Here is a 15,684-nt window from a genome sequence, read left to right on the forward strand (position 1 = left end):
CCGATCAGCGGGCGAAGAAGGTGACCTTCGGACCGTTGTCGGGCCGGTGGTACTTACCGGCGAACGACCAGTTCCGGAAGCCGCCGTCGCCCTTGCGTACGAACTCGCCCTTCCCGGAGAACACGACGTACCGGTAGTGGGACGGCGACCCGATTTGGACGTTGCAGCCCCAGGCCTTGATCGTGTCCTCCTTGACGATCCCCTCGAAGTGGGCGTGCTGCTGGCGCGCGGTGTTGTAGACGATGATGTTCTTCGACAGGTCGTCGCCGTAGTTCTGCAGGTGGCGAACGGTCTTGCTCAGATCACAGGGATCGAGGACGACGCTGTCGTCCGCGGCGGCCGAGGTCGCTCCGGCGGTCAGTAGTCCACCGGCCGCGGCGGCCACGCCCAGGCAGCGCGCGAGCCGGCTGCTCGCCTTCTTGACGGTCATTGATTTACCTCTTTCGATGCGCTCGGAAAGGTGTTCGGTCAGCGATTGCGGAAGATGACGTGCTTGTCGCCCTTGCGCTCCCAGTTCCCGGAGTAGGACCAGTTGCGGAAGCCGCCGTCCCCCTTGCGGGTGAACTCACCGGACTTGAACACGACCCAGTGGTAGGTGTCCTCTTCGGTGGTTTGCGAGCCGCAGGCCCTCGTCGTGTGGTGGTCGTTGAGGACGACGCCGTGCAGCCGCGCGGACTCGAAGACCTTGCCCTTCCAGACGATGATGTTGAACTCGTTGTTGGCGTCCCAGCGCTTGAGTTCCTCGACCTTCACGCGCAGGTCGCAGGAGTCCCAGGCGGCGGTCGCCGGGGTGGCGCCGACGACGGCGCCGGTGGCCATGGCCGCGGCGACCGCGGTGATGGTGGCGGTACGACGGAGTTTGTTCATGTCACGGTCCTGCCTTCGGAATCGGTGGCGCTCACGGGCGGCGGAAGTGGACGGTGTTCCCGTCCCGGGTGTGCCAGCCGCGGTAGGCCCAGTTGATGTAGCCGCCGTCGCCCTGGTTCTGGAACGTGCCGTGCTCGGCGATCCACAGGCCGTAGGTGACCCGCCCGTGGCGGATGGTCGCGTAGAGCCGGACGTTGTTCAGCCGGTCCTTGTAGTTCTGCGACAGGTTCATCAGCACGACGTTGTAGTTACCGCCGTCGCTCTCGAAGGCCTTGTCCACGGCCTTCTGGGTGAAAATCGCGCGGTTCTCCTCGCGCACCGCGATGATGGCGTTGGCCACCACGACCCCGTTGATGCCGTCGGCCTTGTGCACGCTGACCACCGGCAGCGGCCCCTCACTGGCCGGCGCTGCGGCGGCCTGCCCGGTCAGCGGTACGGCGGCAGCGAACGCGACGGCGAGGCTGGTCAGCACAGTACGTCTCTTCATCTCGATCTCCTGGTCCTCGACGTCGCTGCTCAGGGGCGCCGGAAGGTGACGGTCTTGCCGTTCTCGGTGAACCAGCCGCGATAGGCCCAGTTGATGTAGCCGCCGTCGCCCCGGTTCGTCACGGTGCCGGAGTCGAAGACGATCACCCGGAAGTCGGGGTAGTTCTTGTACTTGTAAACGGCGTCGGAGACGACCCCATGGACCTGGTGGGTGAAGTTGTGATCAGCCTTGATCACCAGCACGTTGCGGCGCTCGCCGGTCTCGAACCAGGCGGCCTCCCGCAGCCCGCGCACGACGCCGGACCGGTTGTCCTTGATCTTGGCCTGGTCGAACGCGATCGTCAGGACCTTCTTGGCGATGTCGAGCGAGCCGGAGATCACGTCCACGTTGCCGGCCTGCACCGCCTGGATTCCGGTGGTTGCGGACGGCGCTGCGGTGGCGGTCCCGGCGGCCCAGGTGGGCACGAACACGGCGCCGGCGAGGACGGCGGCCGCGACACTCCTGCGAAGTACGTTCACGGGTCACTCCCAGTGCTTGGGCCTCAACGGATTGTCGAGGTCATGACCCGATCCTCATCGGCATACCACCCGCGTCACCAGACCAGTCCGCTGTCCATCAGTGTCCATTACTGTCCACTTTGAGCAGTACGACTGGTGATTCGCGGCTAATTGAGCGTGACCAATACTCAGTTCAACGGAGCAATACCAGTCAGCCGTAGGTGGGGCGGGTGGTGAGCGGGTGGTGCAGGTGGCGCTCGAGGTCCGCGGTGGTGAGAGGGACGACGTTCCAGGTCGCGTGGGCGGTGTCGGGGGTGAGGGTGACCTGGACTCGGTGCGGGGAGGTGATGAGGTGGAGGTCGGCGGTGAAGGTGTCGCCCTCCCAGGCGCCGCGCGCGACGATCGGGCGGCCGAAGGCGGCGCTTTCGCGCCAGCCGGAGTGGCCGACGTCGACCGAGAACGCGCCGATGCTCAGCCGCCAGCCGTCGTCGGTCGGGTCCAGGACGATCGGCGTCCCGTCGGGAAGGGCCGACTCTGCGGGGGAGGCGTCGATCGTGGACATGAGCGCGCGCCCCGGCGTCCCGGACGGCGCGGGCAGGGAGAGCTCACGGAGGCGGGCGGCCAGGAGGGCGTCGTCCTCGGGAGTGGGTGACGTGTCGAGCAGGTTGTCCCAGAACAGGCCGGGGACGACGGTCTCCGGGACGAGCGTCGCGGTCATCGCGATCACCAGCTCGTGCTCCGGGACGACGGCGCAGGTCTGTCCCCAGGAGCCGCTGCCCATGAACCCCTGCCGGGACCGCCAGATCTGATAGCCGTAGCCGCAGATGAAGTCAGGATTCACCGCCCAGTTCGGCAGCGGGACGGTGTCGGCGTGTTTGCGGGTCGCCAGCTCGATCCACGCCCGCGGGACGAGCTGCCGCTCACCCCACCGGCCGCCGCGCAGCAGCAACTCACCGAACGCCGCGATCGCCTCGGTCCGCAGATGCAGACCATGGAAACCGAACACGAGCCCGCCGCCCACGTGATCCCAGTCGGCGTGATCGATCCCCATCGGGCCGAACAGACGCTCGTCCAAGAGCTCTGGCAGGCTCCGGCCGGTGACCCGCTCGACCATCCTGGCGAGGATGAAGGTGGTCGTGTTGTCGTAGACATGCCCCGCGTCGGCGGCGAACGGCAGTCGCAGGAAGCCCTTCACCAGGTCCTGCGGCTCCAGCTCCCACGCCGGCAACAGAGTGTCCTCGGGATACCCGACCGTCATCGACAACAGGTGATGAACTGTGAGCCGCCGTCCCTGCTCGGAGACGTCGTCCGGTACGTGATCAGGCAGGACGTCGACGATCCGGTCGTCCAGCGACAGCAACCCGTCCTCGATCGTGAGCCCGACCGCGATCGACGTGAACGACTTGGTCAGCGAGTAGAGCAGATGCGGCCGATCGGCGCTGTACGGCGTCCACCAGCCCTCGGCCACGACATGCCCGCGGTGCACGATCATCAACGAGTGGCACTCGACGGACTGCTCCGCGAGCTGATCCAGCAAGGTGAGGATCGCCCGCGACGAGATTCCCGACTCGGCCGGCGTCATCCGGGGCAGCAGCTCAGACATGCAGGGAACCTAACAATCGCGAGCAACTGGTTTTCAGCCGTGCCAAGTCCGCCAGAGCCGCCCGTAGACGCCGTCCGCGGCGACCAGCTCGGCGTGGGTGCCGAGCTCGACCAACTGCCCCGCCTCCATCACTGCGATCCGGTCCGCGTCATGAGCTGTCTGCAGCCGGTGCGCGATCGCGATCACCGTTCGGCCGCGCAGTACGGCGGCCAGCGATTGCTCGGTCTGCCGCGCTGTCCGGGGATCGAGCAGTGCCGTTGCCTCGTCCAGGATCAGCGTGTGTGGGTCGGCCAGGACGACGCGTGCCAGCGACAGCTGCTGCGCACTGGCGTCGTCCAGCTCCGCCTCGGTGTCCAGCTCGTCCTGGGCCCAGTCGGCGCCGACCGCGCGCAGTGCGGCGTACAGGTCCTCGTCGGTCGCCGACGGCTTAGCGATCAGCAGGTTCGCGCGGAGTGTGTCGTGGAAGACGTGCTGATCCTGGGTGACCAGTACGACGTGTTCACGTAGCTCATCCGGTGGCAGGTCCGCGACTGGCGCGCCTCCGATTGTCACCGCCCCAGTCTGCGGACGGTCGAGACCCGCGAGCAGCCGGGCCAGCGTCGACTTACCGGCGCCCGACGTACCGACAATCGCCAGCCGCTCACCCGGCTGCACGACCAGGTCGATACCGCGCAGCACGTCGCGCTCACCGGTGTAACTGAAGTGCGCGTTGTCGACCCGGATCCGGTCGCCATCGGTCCGCGCGTCCGCCCGCTCGTCGGCCGGGATGTCGGCCAAGCCCTCGACACGAGCGTAGGAAGCGCCGGCGCCTTGCAGCTGCTCGATCCAGAGCATCAACGTGTCGAGCGGCCCGATGAGCTGACGCAGATACACCGTCGCGGTGACGACCGCGCCGAGGCTGACCAAGTCGTTGGCGTAGAGCGCGCCGCCGATCAGCAGGACGCCGACGACCGGCAGCGCGAGAGCGATCTCCGACCACGGGAACAGGATGGTCCGCAGCCACAGCGCGTCGATCCGCGCCCGGCGCGAGCTCCCGATCGCGGCTTCGGTGAGCTCGCTGCGGCGTCCCTCCAAGCCGAGGACCTCGATCGTCCGAGCGCCCTTGGCCGTGCTCGCGACGACGTCCGCGAGGTCAGCGCCGGTCGCCGCGACCGCCAGATACGCGGGACGCGCCCTTCGTAGGTACCAGCGGATCGCCGCGGCGACGCCGAGCAGACAGACCAGCCCGCACAGCCCGAGCCGCAGATCCAAGATCAGGACTGCGACCACTAAGAACAGTGCGTGGACGAGTGCGACGAGCACCTCTGGAACAGCGGAGCGAAGCGTGCTCGCGACCAGCGACGTGTCCGTGTTGCCACGGGCAATCAGATCACCGGCAGGCAGATGGTCGGCCACCCGCGGCGGCAACGCCAGCGTCCGCTGCAGGAACCGCTCCCGCACGCGCGCCGCCGTCCGCTCACCGAACCGGTAGCCGATCTTCAGCGCCCACCACGACAAACCGGTCTGGACGACGGTGAACAGCAGCGCACCCAACGCCAACTTGTCCACCGCACTCAACACATCACCAGAGTCGGCCCGGATCGTGTCGATGATGCGGCCGAGCAGCCAGGGCGCAGCGAGCCCGGCCGCGGCCGCGAGGGCGTTGACCACGACGAGCCCGATCACGGCACGGCGATCGGCGGCCAAGTCGCGAAGCGCCGTCGTCCGGACCGCGGTCCGGCTCGCGATCGGCAGCTGGCTGCTCATCGGTCCGCCTGAACGCGCGAGACCAGCTCGCGATAGTAGGCGTCACGATCGAGCAGGTCCTGATGCGTACCGACCAGCGCCGCCTTCCCATCGACGAGGACGACGACCTCGTCGGCACGATCGAGGACGAGCGGTGACGTCGTCGCGATCAGCGTGGTCATCGCCTGGCGCGCGGTGCGGACGCGATCGATCATGGTCGCCTCGGTGTTCGCGTCGACGGCGGAGGTCGGGTCGATCGCGAGCAGGATGTCGGGTTCGGCGTAGACGGCCCGCGCGAGCCGGATCCGCTGCCGCTGACCGCCGGACAAATCGCTACCACCAGCGGCGATCCTCGCATCGAGTCCACCGGGCCGGGCGTCGACGATGTCCTCGGCGACCGCGGCGTGCAGGGCGGCCCGGAGCCGGGCGTCGTCCGGATCACGGCGTCCCGAGACGACCTCGCGCACAGTGCCGGCGAACACCTCGGCATCGTTGTCGGCGACAACCAACCTGCTCCGGAGCTCACCGCGGGCGACGCTGTCCAGTCGGACACCCTGCCAGGTCGCTTCGGTCTCGGTCAGCCGGCCCAGACGTTCGATGACCGTCGCCGCGTCGGCGGGCCGCGCGCTGACGAGCGCGGTGAGCAGCCCGGGGCGGACGACGGCGCCGGAAAACGGGTCGATTAGCGGGCCGTTGCCGTGGGGGAGCGGCTCGCCCGCTTCGCTGACCGCCGGCAGGTTGAGCAAGTCGATGATGCGTTGACCGGCGACTCGGGCGCGGGCGAGGTCGCTGCCGCTCTCGATGAAGCTGGCGACCGGGATGACCAGGACGGCGACGTACCCGTAGACCGCGACCACCTCGCCGATCGAGATCGCGCCCGTGGCCGCCATCCGCGCCGACAGCCAGACCACCGCGGCCAAGAACAGCGCCGGCAGCCCCGTCGACAGGGCGCCGACCCAGCTGGCCGGACCGGCGACGCGATAGCCCCGGCGGACGAGTCGTTGCGACTGCTCTTCGTACCGGTCGGCGACGAACCCCTTCCCGCCGAGCCCGTTCAGGACGCGCAAACCGGCCAGGACGTCGATCAACCGGGTGGTGAGCCGGGACTGCTGGGCGCGGTAGTCGCTGCCGGTGCGCTCGATGCGCTGGAGGAACGGACCGACGGCCAGCACCAGCAGCGGCACACCTGCCAGGACTACGGCCGCCAGCAACGGCGAGATCGTGAACAGCACGACCGCGACGACGGCGTACGCAACCACTGCCCCGACACCTGGGCCGGTGACGGTCAGCGCCTGCGCGACGACGTGGACGTCGCTGATGCCGACCGTCACCACCTCGCCGGCACTCACCCTGCGCGTGAGCGACGCCCCCAATCGCGACGTGTGCCAGACCGTCGTCCGGATCGAGCGGTACGACGCGTCCATCCGGATCTTGGTCATCGTGCGGTGCCGGCTGATGCCCACGAGTGCGTTCAGCACCGTCACTCCGAGCAGCACGAGTGCCCACCGGACCAGCGCTCCTGAGTCATCCCCGACCAGGCCGTCGTCCACCGCCCGCGACAACACCCACGGCGGCACCGTTAGCCCCACCATCCACACGGTCCCGAGCGTCGCCCCCGCCGCGACCCGCCGTCCCTGCGACCGCGTCAACCACCACAGGTACCGATAGGCCCCGCGCAGGTCGTCCTTGGACGGCGGCGCCCACCCATCCGCCATGCGATCGAGCCACGCGCGCACCATGCCCAGATCCTCTCAGCCCTCAGTCGCCGGGGGAGAGGTGCGCCCGGTTGCGCCGGACCCAGTCGATCTCGGCGCGATCACGCTCGAGGACGCCGTCCCGGACCCACGTGCGTTGCGGCTCTTGCCCGGCGTCCGCGAGTTGCTGGACGAGGTCGCAGGTCGCAGACATGCGATCGATCACCGCGTCGACAACATCGAACGCCGGCAGGTCGCCGTACGCGTCGAGGAAGGTCGCGATCCGGCGGCGGCGATCGGGGACGGTGGGGAAGTGGTGCCAGTTGAGCGCGTGCTCGTCGGACCGCATCGGGACGAACCACTGCAACGCGTACGCGACGTCGTCGATCCGCGGACCGGGGTGCAGGTAGTCCCAATCGATCAGGCCGACGGCGGTGTTGTCGTGCCAGACGAAGTTCCACGGGCTCGGGTCGCCGTGACAGTAGACGAGGTCGTCGCCCGCGATCGGCGGTGCGGTCCAGACGGCGTCCGCGGGCGGCGTCCAGCCCTGGCTCGCGTCGTGCAGGCGGCGCAGGAGCCGCGCGGCGGACGCGAGCCCGGCGTCCGTGTGCTGGTGGTACCAGGCGTCGCCGCCGCTCGCGCCGGGCAGGAAACCGAGGGTCTCGACATCGGGGCCCAAGGCAACCGGTTCCGGGACGGAGCGCAGTCCTCGGCCGCGGATGAAACGAAGGAAGTCGTGGACGGTCGCCGAACTCGCCGGCCGTATCACCCGGTCGCCGGCGAAACGGATCGGACGCGCCGCACGGTTGGCCTGCTCGGCCGAGTCGTCGGTCATGAGCCCGACGCTCGGCGAATCGACTGTGAAACGCAAGTGAAAATGGGTTGTGGTCGGGCCGGGGGATTGGCAAGGGTTGGGGCGATGAACTGGAGCCATGAGATTGCGCAGCAGGTCGACGTCCACTGGAACCGGCAGTTCCGGCCGCGATTCGCGGGGATGAGCGACGACGAGTACCTCTGGGAACCGGGCCCGGGCGCCTGGTCGATCCGCCCCGATGCCACCGGCATCCTCCGCGCGGACTTCGCCGTCCCACCCCCAGAACCCGCGCCCGTGACAACCATCGCCTGGCGCCTCGCCCACCTCAACGTCCTCTTCGAGCTCCAACAAGTCCTCATCGGCGGCCCAGCCATCGACTGGCAAGACGCAACCCCACCCCCCGCCACCGCCAAAGAATCCCTCGACCAACTGGACACCTTCGTCCGCGCCTGGGTCGAAGGCATCACCAACCTGAGCGACGAAGCCCTGGCCCAACCAACCCCCACCGAAGGCTGGACCGTAGCCAGCATGGTCCTCCACCAAAACCGCGAACTAATCCACCACGGCGCCGAAATCGCCCTACTCCGCGACCTCTACAACCTGCGGTAAAACCTCGTGTTCGAACATCGAAACCGTTGACGATTATGAAGCTGCTGCTGATCGTAGGACCACCGGCCGTCGGAAAGATGACGGTCGGCCGGGAGATCGCCGCCCGGAGCGATTTCAGACTGTTTCACAATCACCACACGATCGAGCCGCTCATCGAGGTATTCGACTACGGAACCGCGCCATTCAACGTCTTGAACCTCGAATTCCGCCGCCGCGTGATCGAAGAGTCAGCGCGTAGTGAGCTCGATCTGATCTTCACATTCGTCTGGGATTTCCGCGACCCGGCGGACACCGCCTACGTCGAGCAGCTGGTCACGCCGTACGAAGATGCCGGTGGGGAAACCTGCCTACTCGAGCTGGCCGCCGACGTCGACACCCGCCTGGCCCGCAATCGGGGCGAGTCCAGGCTGGCCGCGAAACCGAGCAAACGAAATATCGAATGGTCGGATCAAAACGTCCGGCAAATGGAGACATACCAACTGAATACTGATCCGGCCGCCTGTACGCCGACGCCCGCGGACGACTTCTTCGCCCGACACAGCCATCTTCGCATTGACACTCGAGATCAGCCCGCAGCCACGGTCGCCCAGACCGCGCTCGACTGGCTCGGTTGATTTCAGTCGCGGGGGAGAAGCAGATCGGGATCGCGGCATATACCTGGAGGTAATAGTCGTGACGGAATACGATGAGCTTGCCGAGGTGTACGAATGGCTGATCTCGGATGCGAAGTTGCCGCCGGCCGAATTCGCCGCGTCGTTCGACGACGTCCTCAGCCTCCTGCCGCCGAACGCACGCGTCCTCGACGCATCGTGCGGAACCGGACAATTGGCGGTTGGGCTCGCCGGGCGTGGCATAGAGGTTGTCGCAACTGACGCCAGCGAAGCGATGGTTCGACGGACTGCAGAGCTGTCCGAGGCGCTCGGGACATCGATCCGAACCGAACAGGCGAGCTGGGACGAACTGCCCGACCATTTCGAGGACGGCACGTTCGGCATGGTGTTCTGCGTTGGCAACTCACTTCACCACGCCGCGGGCACGACAGCCAGGGGAGTAGCCCTGGAGTCGATGTCACGACTCCTGCGCCCTGGCGGCCATCTGGTGCTCACCTCCCGCACCTGGGAACTCGTGCGATCCAGAGGCTCCCGGCTGGACATCGGCAACCGACTCGTCCGCCGAAACGGCCGCGACGCCGTCGTGGTCTACCGCTGGGAGATCGCGCCGACCTGGGACGAAGAACACCGAATCGAAATCGCGATAGCCCAAGTCGATGCAACCGGACCAGTCCACGTCCGCTCGGAAGTTCTGTCCTGCTGGCCCTACCGCCACGACCAACTCGAAGCCGAGCTACACCAGGCCGGACTCCATACGGAAGTGAACACCTTCGACCTCGAGGCCGAGAACTACAGGGTGGTAGCGAGGCGGATCTAGCCGCTACCACACAGTCTGCGTATCACGGTCGTGTGTATTCCGGCGTCTGTAGGTCGACCGGGTCTGGCGCACGCTGCGAGTCAGTGAGAGCGCTCGGCTCGCCAGGTCTGGCGTGGCGCGTAGCCTGATCGGCGCAGCCAGTGCTCGGTGTACAAGATCCGTTCCGGCGCGATGATGGTGATGGGGTCGGTTGGCGGTTCGTCGATCGAACGCCCGCGCTCGACGTGGTCTGACTGCCACCGGACTGCCTCCCAATACTCGGGGGCGTCGGGGTCGTTGCGCTCCAAGGTTCGAGCCGTGCCGAAGAGTTGTGCTCCGCGGCTGCTGGCTTGACCGACGAGAGGAGCGAAGATGCCGGCCGACACCCGCGGATCACGGAGCAGATTCCGCGACTTCACCGAGGCGTTCCAGCTGGTGTAGAAGATCTCGAGTCCGAGGCTGAAGTAGCGCACCGGTGTGGCCGCAGGTGACCCGTCTGCGTTGACCGTGGCGACGACGGCCATGTTCTGCGAGGAAAGCAGATTCAGGATCCGCTCCTCGAGTTCGGCACGGGGGAGCGACGCTGTCGGCACAGGGCCGGCGAGCCACGGATTCGTGAGTGGCGGCATGGCGTGATTCTCTCAGCCGCAGCACTACGTGGACTCCAGTTGACATAATGTCGCTTATCGGCGCTTCTGGGAGGAGGCTTGAGAGGGGCTGAGTTGACCGGCTGAACAGAAGTCGGATGCTGAATGACCTGTTGGATGAGCCGGAGTCGCGCGAACTGTGAGACCGGTCAGATTCCGGATCCGTCAGGAGTTCCGCCCCATGAAGAAACTTCTCGCCGTGCTGGCCCTCGTGCTCACGGCCACCGTGCTGGTCCCCGCCACCGCCTCGGCCGCGCCGGCGGCCCCGACTCCGGCCGCCGCGTCCTCCACGTACACCCCGCAGGGCCGGTCGTATTACTACCTCAAGCAGGTGATCGTCTCCAACAAGATCACTGGCTACAGCGTTCTGCAGTTCATCGGGAGCACCGTGACCCGCGTCCTGGTCGGCGGCCTCGGGACCGGGCTGCAGCTGATCAACAACGGCGAGCCCAACGTCGAGTTCATCGGGTACTACGAGACGGCGGACGGCAAGCAGACCGCGTTCGTGTCACGAGGCCTGGCCGAGTATCCCGCCTACAACCAGCTCCGGGACCGGTGGACCTTCGATGTCGCCGGCAACGTCCCTGACATCATCGTCAAGTAACGCAACCTAGGTCCTCGTCCCCTCGGCCTACCTGCCAGATCTGGAGGGCGGGTGCGAGGGGCTGAGCTTAGGATCGTGCGTATGGGGACGCGGCTGGTGCAGATCAATATGAAGGCTCGGGACGACGTTGTGCTCGGGGGTTTCTGGGCGGCGGCGCTGGGGTGGGCGGTTTCCAGTGAAGGTCCTGGGGTGACGAATCTGGAGCCGGCGGGTTCGGTGTATCCGGATCCGGCGGCTGTTGTGCTGGATCTTGTGAGCTCGGTGGAGCCCAAGACGGTGAAGAATCGCGTGCACGTCGATCTGGCGGCCAGGTCGACGGATCATCAGGTCGAGCTGGTCAAGCGGTTGCAGGAGCTTGGCGCGACGCTGGCTGATGTGGGTCAGGGTGAGGTGTCGTGGGTGGTGATGGCTGATCCGGAGGGTAACGAGTTCTGTGTGCTGGACTCGTTGTACGACGAGACCGGGCCGATCGCCAGCGTCGTGGTCGACTGCGCGGATCCGCACGTGATGGCGAGTTTCTGGAGCCAGGCGACGGACTGGACGCTGCTCAAGGTGACCGACGACAAGGCCGTCCTGCGCTCGTCCAAGAGTGTCGGCCCGTACCTGCAGTTCCTGCGTACGCCCGAGCCGAAGACTGTTTGGAACCGAGTGCATCTCGACGTCCGCCCGTACCCGGACGGCGAGGTCGACACCGAAGCAGCCCGTCTGCAGGCCCTCGGAGCCACGGCTCTCGACGTCGACGGCATCTCCTGGCGAGTCCTCGCCGACCCCGAGGGCAACGAGTTCTGCCTCCTCTCCCCCGCGTGATGCTCCCCTGGACGGCGATCGCCGTCGCACTGCTGAAACGCAACGGCCGCGTACTGCTGGCGCACCGCCACCCGGCGCGTCGCTGGTACCCGGACTGCTGGGATCTCGTCGGCGGGCACATCGACGCCGGCGAGTTGGCGCGCGAGGCCGTCGTCCGTGAGTGCCTCGAGGAGCTCGGCGTCCGCATCCACGAGCCCGTCCCGTTCGCCATGACCACCAGCGACCCGGCCCTCGACGTCCACGCCTTCCTCGTGACCCGCTGGGACGGCGAACCAACCAACACCGCACCACACGAGCACGACACCCTGCGCTGGTTCCAACCAACTGAACTCAGCACCCTGAACCTCGCGCACCCAACAAGCCTCCCCAATCTCCTGGACGCCGCACGCTCATGAACTGGACCGACGAGTTGGCTGGCCAGCTCGAAACGCATTGGCACGAACGCCTGCGGCCGCGGCTGGACGGGCTCACTGACGACGAGTACTTCTGGCAGCCGGTAGCCGACTGCTGGACGGTCAGCCGGCGCGGCACGAGCTCGGCGCCGATGTCGCTCGGGTCGGGTGACTACACCTGGGACTACGGAACGACGCAGGAACCGGAGCCGGTGACGACGATCGCCTGGCGGTTGGCGCACCTGATCGTCGGGTTCGCTGAGATGAACGGGACACACTTCGGTGGGCCGCCCGCGGGAGTCGCGACCTTCGAGTACGCCGGGACGGCGAAGCAGGCACTTGGTCAGCTCGACGAAACGCACGCGGACTGGATCGACGGCGTACGGCGTCTGGGTGACGCGGGCCTCGCCGAACCTCAAGGGCGGACGGTTCCGCCCGAGTTCGCGGACGCCCCGATCGCGCGGCTGGTGCTCTACACGACCGGTGAGGTCTTTCACCACGGCGGCGAGATCTGCCTGCTGCGCGACCTCTATCGACGCAGAGACTAAACCCCTACTCCCCCGCCGACCCGATCACCTCGGAGACGAGCAGGCCGCCCAGGAGCAGGAAGGCGGAGAGGAAGACGAGCAGGCAGAAGATTCCGGCCGGTGAGGACAAGAGCTCCCACAGCAGGTTGAGGGTCCCTTCGCGGGCGCCGGCGGTGACGCGCCGGCGGCGGTCTGCGAGTGGTTCGAGGACGGACTGCGCCATCGCCGTCCAGGCCGCTCGGGAGGCCGGTGCGATGTCGGGGCCGCAGCGCAGCATCGGCGTCCGGTCGGCGGTGACGAAGAGGGTGATCGTGCGGGTGCTGGCTGCGGCGTCGAGGTCGTCAGGGTCCTGGCGGCGCAGGTACCAGGTATGTCCTGGGGTCACCGAATCGAAGCGCCGGACGTTCGGATAGTCGGCGTCCGGGGTGGTTACTTCTTTGACGGCGAGGTAGGTGTCGACCCGGTTCGGCGTGGCTCCCCGGCCGTCGCTGAACACGTAGTGCGTGAACTGCTGCCGGTTCATCTGCCGGCGCACCCGGCGTACTGCTCGGCGTCCCGCCAGTTGTTGCTTGAACTCGGACTCTCGGACTCACCTCTGGTAGTCGACTGACTACACCCCTACCCTTACTGAACGGTAGTACATCTTTCTGAGGGAGCTGACTGATGACGGATCCGCAGGAGAATCACGTCACCCGCCGCCGCGTGCTCGCGGTCAGCGCCGGGGTTGCGGCTGGGACGGCGCTTGGCGTCCGGCCGGCGGCTGCTGGGGCGCGGGCGGACGCCGATGCGATCGTGGTCGGCGCCGGGTTGGCGGGGCTTGTGGCGACGTCCGAGTTGGTTGCGGCTGGGCGGCGGGTGCTGCTGCTTGATCAGGAGCCGGCGACGGGGCTGGGCGGGCAGGCGTTCTGGTCGCTCGGCGGGCTCTTCTTCGTCAACTCCCCCGAGCAACGGCTGGCCGGGATCAAGGACTCGCTCGACCTCGCGCGGAACGACTGGTTCAACACGGCCGGGTTCGACCGCGGCGTGGACGATCCGCTCGGCCAGGACTACTGGGCCAGCCGCTGGGCCGAGGCGTATCTGCAGTTCGCGGCCGGTGAGAAGCGGTCGTGGCTGGCGAGCCTCGGGCTGACCTGGGTGCCGATCGTCGGCTGGGCCGAGCGCGGCGGCCAGCTCGCGGACGGTCCCGGTAACTCGGTTCCGCGCTTCCACCTGACGCTGGGCACGGGGCCGGGCGTGATGGAGCCGTTCGAGAAGCTCGTCCGGAAGGCGGCGTCCGAGGGGAAGGTGACGTTGCGGTTCCGGCATCAGGTCGATGGGCTGGTCACGACGAACGGTGCGATCACCGGCGTCCAGGGCAGTGTGCTGGAGGCGAGCAGTGCGGCGCGCGGTACGCCGAGCTCGCGGGTGAAGGTCGGTGAGTTCGAGCTGAACGCGCCGGTCGTGATCGTCACCTCGGGCGGTATCGGCGGCAATCCGGACCTGGTCCGCGCGAACTGGCCGGCCCGCCTCGGGACGCCGCCGGCCCGGCTGATCACCGGCGTACCGGCGCATGTCGACGGGCGAATGCTTGCCATCAGCAACCAGGCGGGCGCGCGGATCGTGAACCCGGATCGGATGTGGCACTACACCGAGGGGATGGTGAACCACAGCCCGATCTGGCCCGGGCACGGGATCCGGGTGCTGGCGGCGCCGTCCTCGCTGTGGTTCGACGCGGCCGGACGCCGGTTCGCGAACCCGGGCGTGCCGAGTTACGACACGCTCGGGACGCTGGAGCTGATCGGCAAGTCCGGTCACGACTACTCGTGGTTCGTGCTGAACAAGAAGATCATCGACAAGGAGTTCGTCCTGTCGGGCTCGGAGCAGAACCCGGAGCTGACCCGCAAGGACCTGCTCGGCTACCTCGCCAGCCGGTTGCTGAACAGTACGCCGCCGCCGGTGAAGGCATTTATGGATCGCGGCGAGGACTTCGTGATCGCGAACACCCTGCCCGAGCTGGTCGCCGGGATGAACCGGCTGACCGGCGCGAGCCTGATCGACCTCGAGCAGCTCCGCCGGCAGATCGTCGTCCGGGACCAGCAGGTCGACAACCCGTTCACCAAGGACAGTCAGGTGATGGGAATCCGGAACTCGCTCGCCTACAGCGGCGACAGCCTGGCCCGGACGGCGTCCTTGCACAAGATCCTCGACCCGGCGGCCGGCCCGCTGATCGCCATCCGGATGAACATCCTGACCCGCAAAACCCTCGGCGGCCTGCAGACCGACCTGTCCGGCCGGGTCCTGGGCCCGACCGGACAACCCGTCCCCGGCCTGTACGCCGCCGGCGAAGTAGCCGGCTTCGGCGGCGGCGGCGTCCACGGCTACCGCGCCCTCGAAGGAACTTTCCTCGGCGGCTGCCTCTTCACCGGCCGCCAAACCGGCCGCGCCGCCGCATCCGCGACTGCGTGACCCTGTGGCTGCGATCACAGCGTCAACGGGTCACTACGCCGCGTGGCCGCCTGTCCTACTGGATATGAAGACCTCGAGAACGCGTACCCGACAAGCCCTACTGGTAGCGGCAGCCTCCGTCCTCTGTGCTGTCACCTTCACACCGACGGCGTCAGCCGGCCCCATCCAGACCTTTCACTGGCGCGAACACACCGTACAGATCGACAACCAGCCCGGCGGTGGAGGCAGCTGGTCCTACGTGATCAACGGCGGCCGCGGCGGCATCAAGCTCCTCGTCTTGTTCTCGGACGGCAGCAGGAACGATTCCGGCCGAATCCCGCCCAAGACCCAGCGGCCTTTCAACTACGCGCAGGACACGATCGTCCGCCTGGCCATCTGCGAGACGAACGAGTTCCAAGGCCGCTGCTCGCCGGACTACGACGTTCGGTAACGAGCTTCACGAACAGTCCGGCCTGAGGTCTGTCACCGGGACGTCGTACTCCGTGCGGCGACGAGTGATCGGTGGCAGGCCTCTGGTCGCGTTCGACAGCGCGCATCGGTCGTCTGTATAACGCGTGAC

General features: G+C 67.5%; 19 protein-coding genes. 9 read left to right on the top strand and 10 right to left on the bottom strand.

From position 1 onward, the window contains the following. Positions 1-4: 4 nt before the first annotated feature. From ACZ6ZD_RS28695 to ACZ6ZD_RS28730, 8 genes are all read right to left on the bottom strand, one after another. Positions 5-430 (bottom strand): hypothetical protein, encoded by a 426-nt coding sequence (locus ACZ6ZD_RS28695; protein WP_465677028.1) that lies wholly within the window; start codon positions 428-430, stop codon positions 5-7. 38 nt (positions 431-468) lie between these two features. Next, positions 469-867: a hypothetical protein gene (locus ACZ6ZD_RS28700; protein WP_465677029.1), complete on the bottom strand. Its 399-nt coding sequence runs from the start codon at positions 865-867 to the stop codon at positions 469-471. 31 nt (positions 868-898) lie between these two features. Then, complete coding sequence (locus ACZ6ZD_RS28705; RefSeq protein WP_465677030.1) at positions 899-1,354, bottom strand: hypothetical protein; 456 nt, start codon at positions 1,352-1,354, stop codon at positions 899-901. Positions 1,355-1,383: 29 nt separating this feature from the next. Beyond that, complete coding sequence (locus tag ACZ6ZD_RS28710; RefSeq protein WP_465677031.1) at positions 1,384-1,872, bottom strand: hypothetical protein; 489 nt, start codon at positions 1,870-1,872, stop codon at positions 1,384-1,386. A gap of 190 nt (positions 1,873-2,062) precedes the next feature. Then, a complete protein-coding gene (locus tag ACZ6ZD_RS28715; protein ID WP_465677032.1) occupies positions 2,063-3,454 on the bottom strand; it encodes a serine hydrolase domain-containing protein in 1,392 nt (463 codons plus the stop codon). Between the two features lie 33 nt (positions 3,455-3,487). After that, positions 3,488-5,200 (bottom strand): ABC transporter ATP-binding protein, encoded by a 1,713-nt coding sequence (locus ACZ6ZD_RS28720; RefSeq protein ID WP_465677033.1) that lies wholly within the window; start codon positions 5,198-5,200, stop codon positions 3,488-3,490. Beyond that, positions 5,197-6,918: an ABC transporter transmembrane domain-containing protein gene (locus tag ACZ6ZD_RS28725; RefSeq protein ID WP_465677034.1), complete on the bottom strand. Its 1,722-nt coding sequence runs from the start codon at positions 6,916-6,918 to the stop codon at positions 5,197-5,199. Before ACZ6ZD_RS28725 ends, ACZ6ZD_RS28720 begins: the two co-directional genes overlap by 4 nt. A 19-nt stretch (positions 6,919-6,937) precedes the next feature. Further along, positions 6,938-7,708, bottom strand: coding sequence for a phosphotransferase enzyme family protein (locus ACZ6ZD_RS28730; protein WP_465677035.1), 771 nt, complete (start codon positions 7,706-7,708; stop codon positions 6,938-6,940). Between the two features lie 84 nt (positions 7,709-7,792). Between ACZ6ZD_RS28730 and ACZ6ZD_RS28735 the strand changes: the two genes are divergently transcribed. The 3 genes from ACZ6ZD_RS28735 to ACZ6ZD_RS28745 are packed head-to-tail and all read left to right on the top strand — an operon-like array spanning position 7,793 to position 9,724. After that, a complete protein-coding gene (locus ACZ6ZD_RS28735) occupies positions 7,793-8,296 on the top strand; it encodes a DinB family protein (protein ID WP_465677036.1) in 504 nt (167 codons plus the stop codon). A gap of 35 nt (positions 8,297-8,331) precedes the next feature. After that, complete coding sequence (locus ACZ6ZD_RS28740; RefSeq protein WP_465677037.1) at positions 8,332-8,910, top strand: DEAD/DEAH box helicase family protein; 579 nt, start codon at positions 8,332-8,334, stop codon at positions 8,908-8,910. Between the two features lie 58 nt (positions 8,911-8,968). Then, the gene (locus ACZ6ZD_RS28745; RefSeq protein WP_465677038.1) at positions 8,969-9,724 is read left to right on the top strand and encodes a class I SAM-dependent methyltransferase; all 756 of its coding nucleotides are present in this window, start codon (positions 8,969-8,971) and stop codon (positions 9,722-9,724) included. A gap of 80 nt (positions 9,725-9,804) precedes the next feature. On the opposite strand, the gene ACZ6ZD_RS28750 is transcribed toward ACZ6ZD_RS28745, so the two are convergent. Continuing rightward, the gene (locus ACZ6ZD_RS28750) at positions 9,805-10,332 is read right to left on the bottom strand and encodes a pyridoxamine 5'-phosphate oxidase family protein (RefSeq protein WP_465677039.1); all 528 of its coding nucleotides are present in this window, start codon (positions 10,330-10,332) and stop codon (positions 9,805-9,807) included. 199 nt (positions 10,333-10,531) lie between these two features. On the opposite strand from ACZ6ZD_RS28750, the gene ACZ6ZD_RS28755 reads away from it, so the two are divergent. From ACZ6ZD_RS28755 to ACZ6ZD_RS28770, 4 genes are all read left to right on the top strand, one after another. Then, a complete protein-coding gene (locus ACZ6ZD_RS28755; RefSeq protein WP_465677040.1) occupies positions 10,532-10,954 on the top strand; it encodes a hypothetical protein in 423 nt (140 codons plus the stop codon). Between the two features lie 81 nt (positions 10,955-11,035). Continuing rightward, positions 11,036-11,761 (top strand): VOC family protein, encoded by a 726-nt coding sequence (locus ACZ6ZD_RS28760; protein WP_465677041.1) that lies wholly within the window; start codon positions 11,036-11,038, stop codon positions 11,759-11,761. Further along, positions 11,761-12,156: an NUDIX hydrolase gene (locus ACZ6ZD_RS28765; RefSeq protein ID WP_465677480.1), complete on the top strand. Its 396-nt coding sequence runs from the start codon at positions 11,761-11,763 to the stop codon at positions 12,154-12,156. Before ACZ6ZD_RS28760 ends, ACZ6ZD_RS28765 begins: the two co-directional genes overlap by 1 nt. Then, positions 12,153-12,701 carry a DinB family protein gene (locus ACZ6ZD_RS28770; protein WP_465677042.1) on the top strand — a complete coding sequence of 183 codons (549 nt, stop codon included), beginning with the start codon at positions 12,153-12,155 and terminating at the stop codon, positions 12,699-12,701. The genes ACZ6ZD_RS28765 and ACZ6ZD_RS28770 overlap by 4 nt, the downstream gene beginning before the upstream one ends. Before the next feature lie 4 nt (positions 12,702-12,705). Here ACZ6ZD_RS28770 and ACZ6ZD_RS28775 read toward each other — a convergent pair whose 3' ends face one another. Further along, positions 12,706-13,203 carry a hypothetical protein gene (locus tag ACZ6ZD_RS28775; RefSeq protein WP_465677043.1) on the bottom strand — a complete coding sequence of 166 codons (498 nt, stop codon included), beginning with the start codon at positions 13,201-13,203 and terminating at the stop codon, positions 12,706-12,708. A gap of 140 nt (positions 13,204-13,343) precedes the next feature. Between ACZ6ZD_RS28775 and ACZ6ZD_RS28780 the strand changes: the two genes are divergently transcribed. Continuing rightward, on the top strand, positions 13,344-15,125 hold the full coding sequence (locus tag ACZ6ZD_RS28780; RefSeq protein ID WP_465677044.1) for an FAD-binding dehydrogenase: 1,782 nt from the start codon (positions 13,344-13,346) through the stop codon (positions 15,123-15,125). A gap of 64 nt (positions 15,126-15,189) precedes the next feature. Then, the gene (locus ACZ6ZD_RS28785) at positions 15,190-15,555 is read left to right on the top strand and encodes a hypothetical protein (protein WP_465677045.1); all 366 of its coding nucleotides are present in this window, start codon (positions 15,190-15,192) and stop codon (positions 15,553-15,555) included. The last annotated feature ends 129 nt before the right edge of the window (positions 15,556-15,684 follow it).

Source organism: Kribbella sp. NPDC104218, assembly GCF_055584105.1.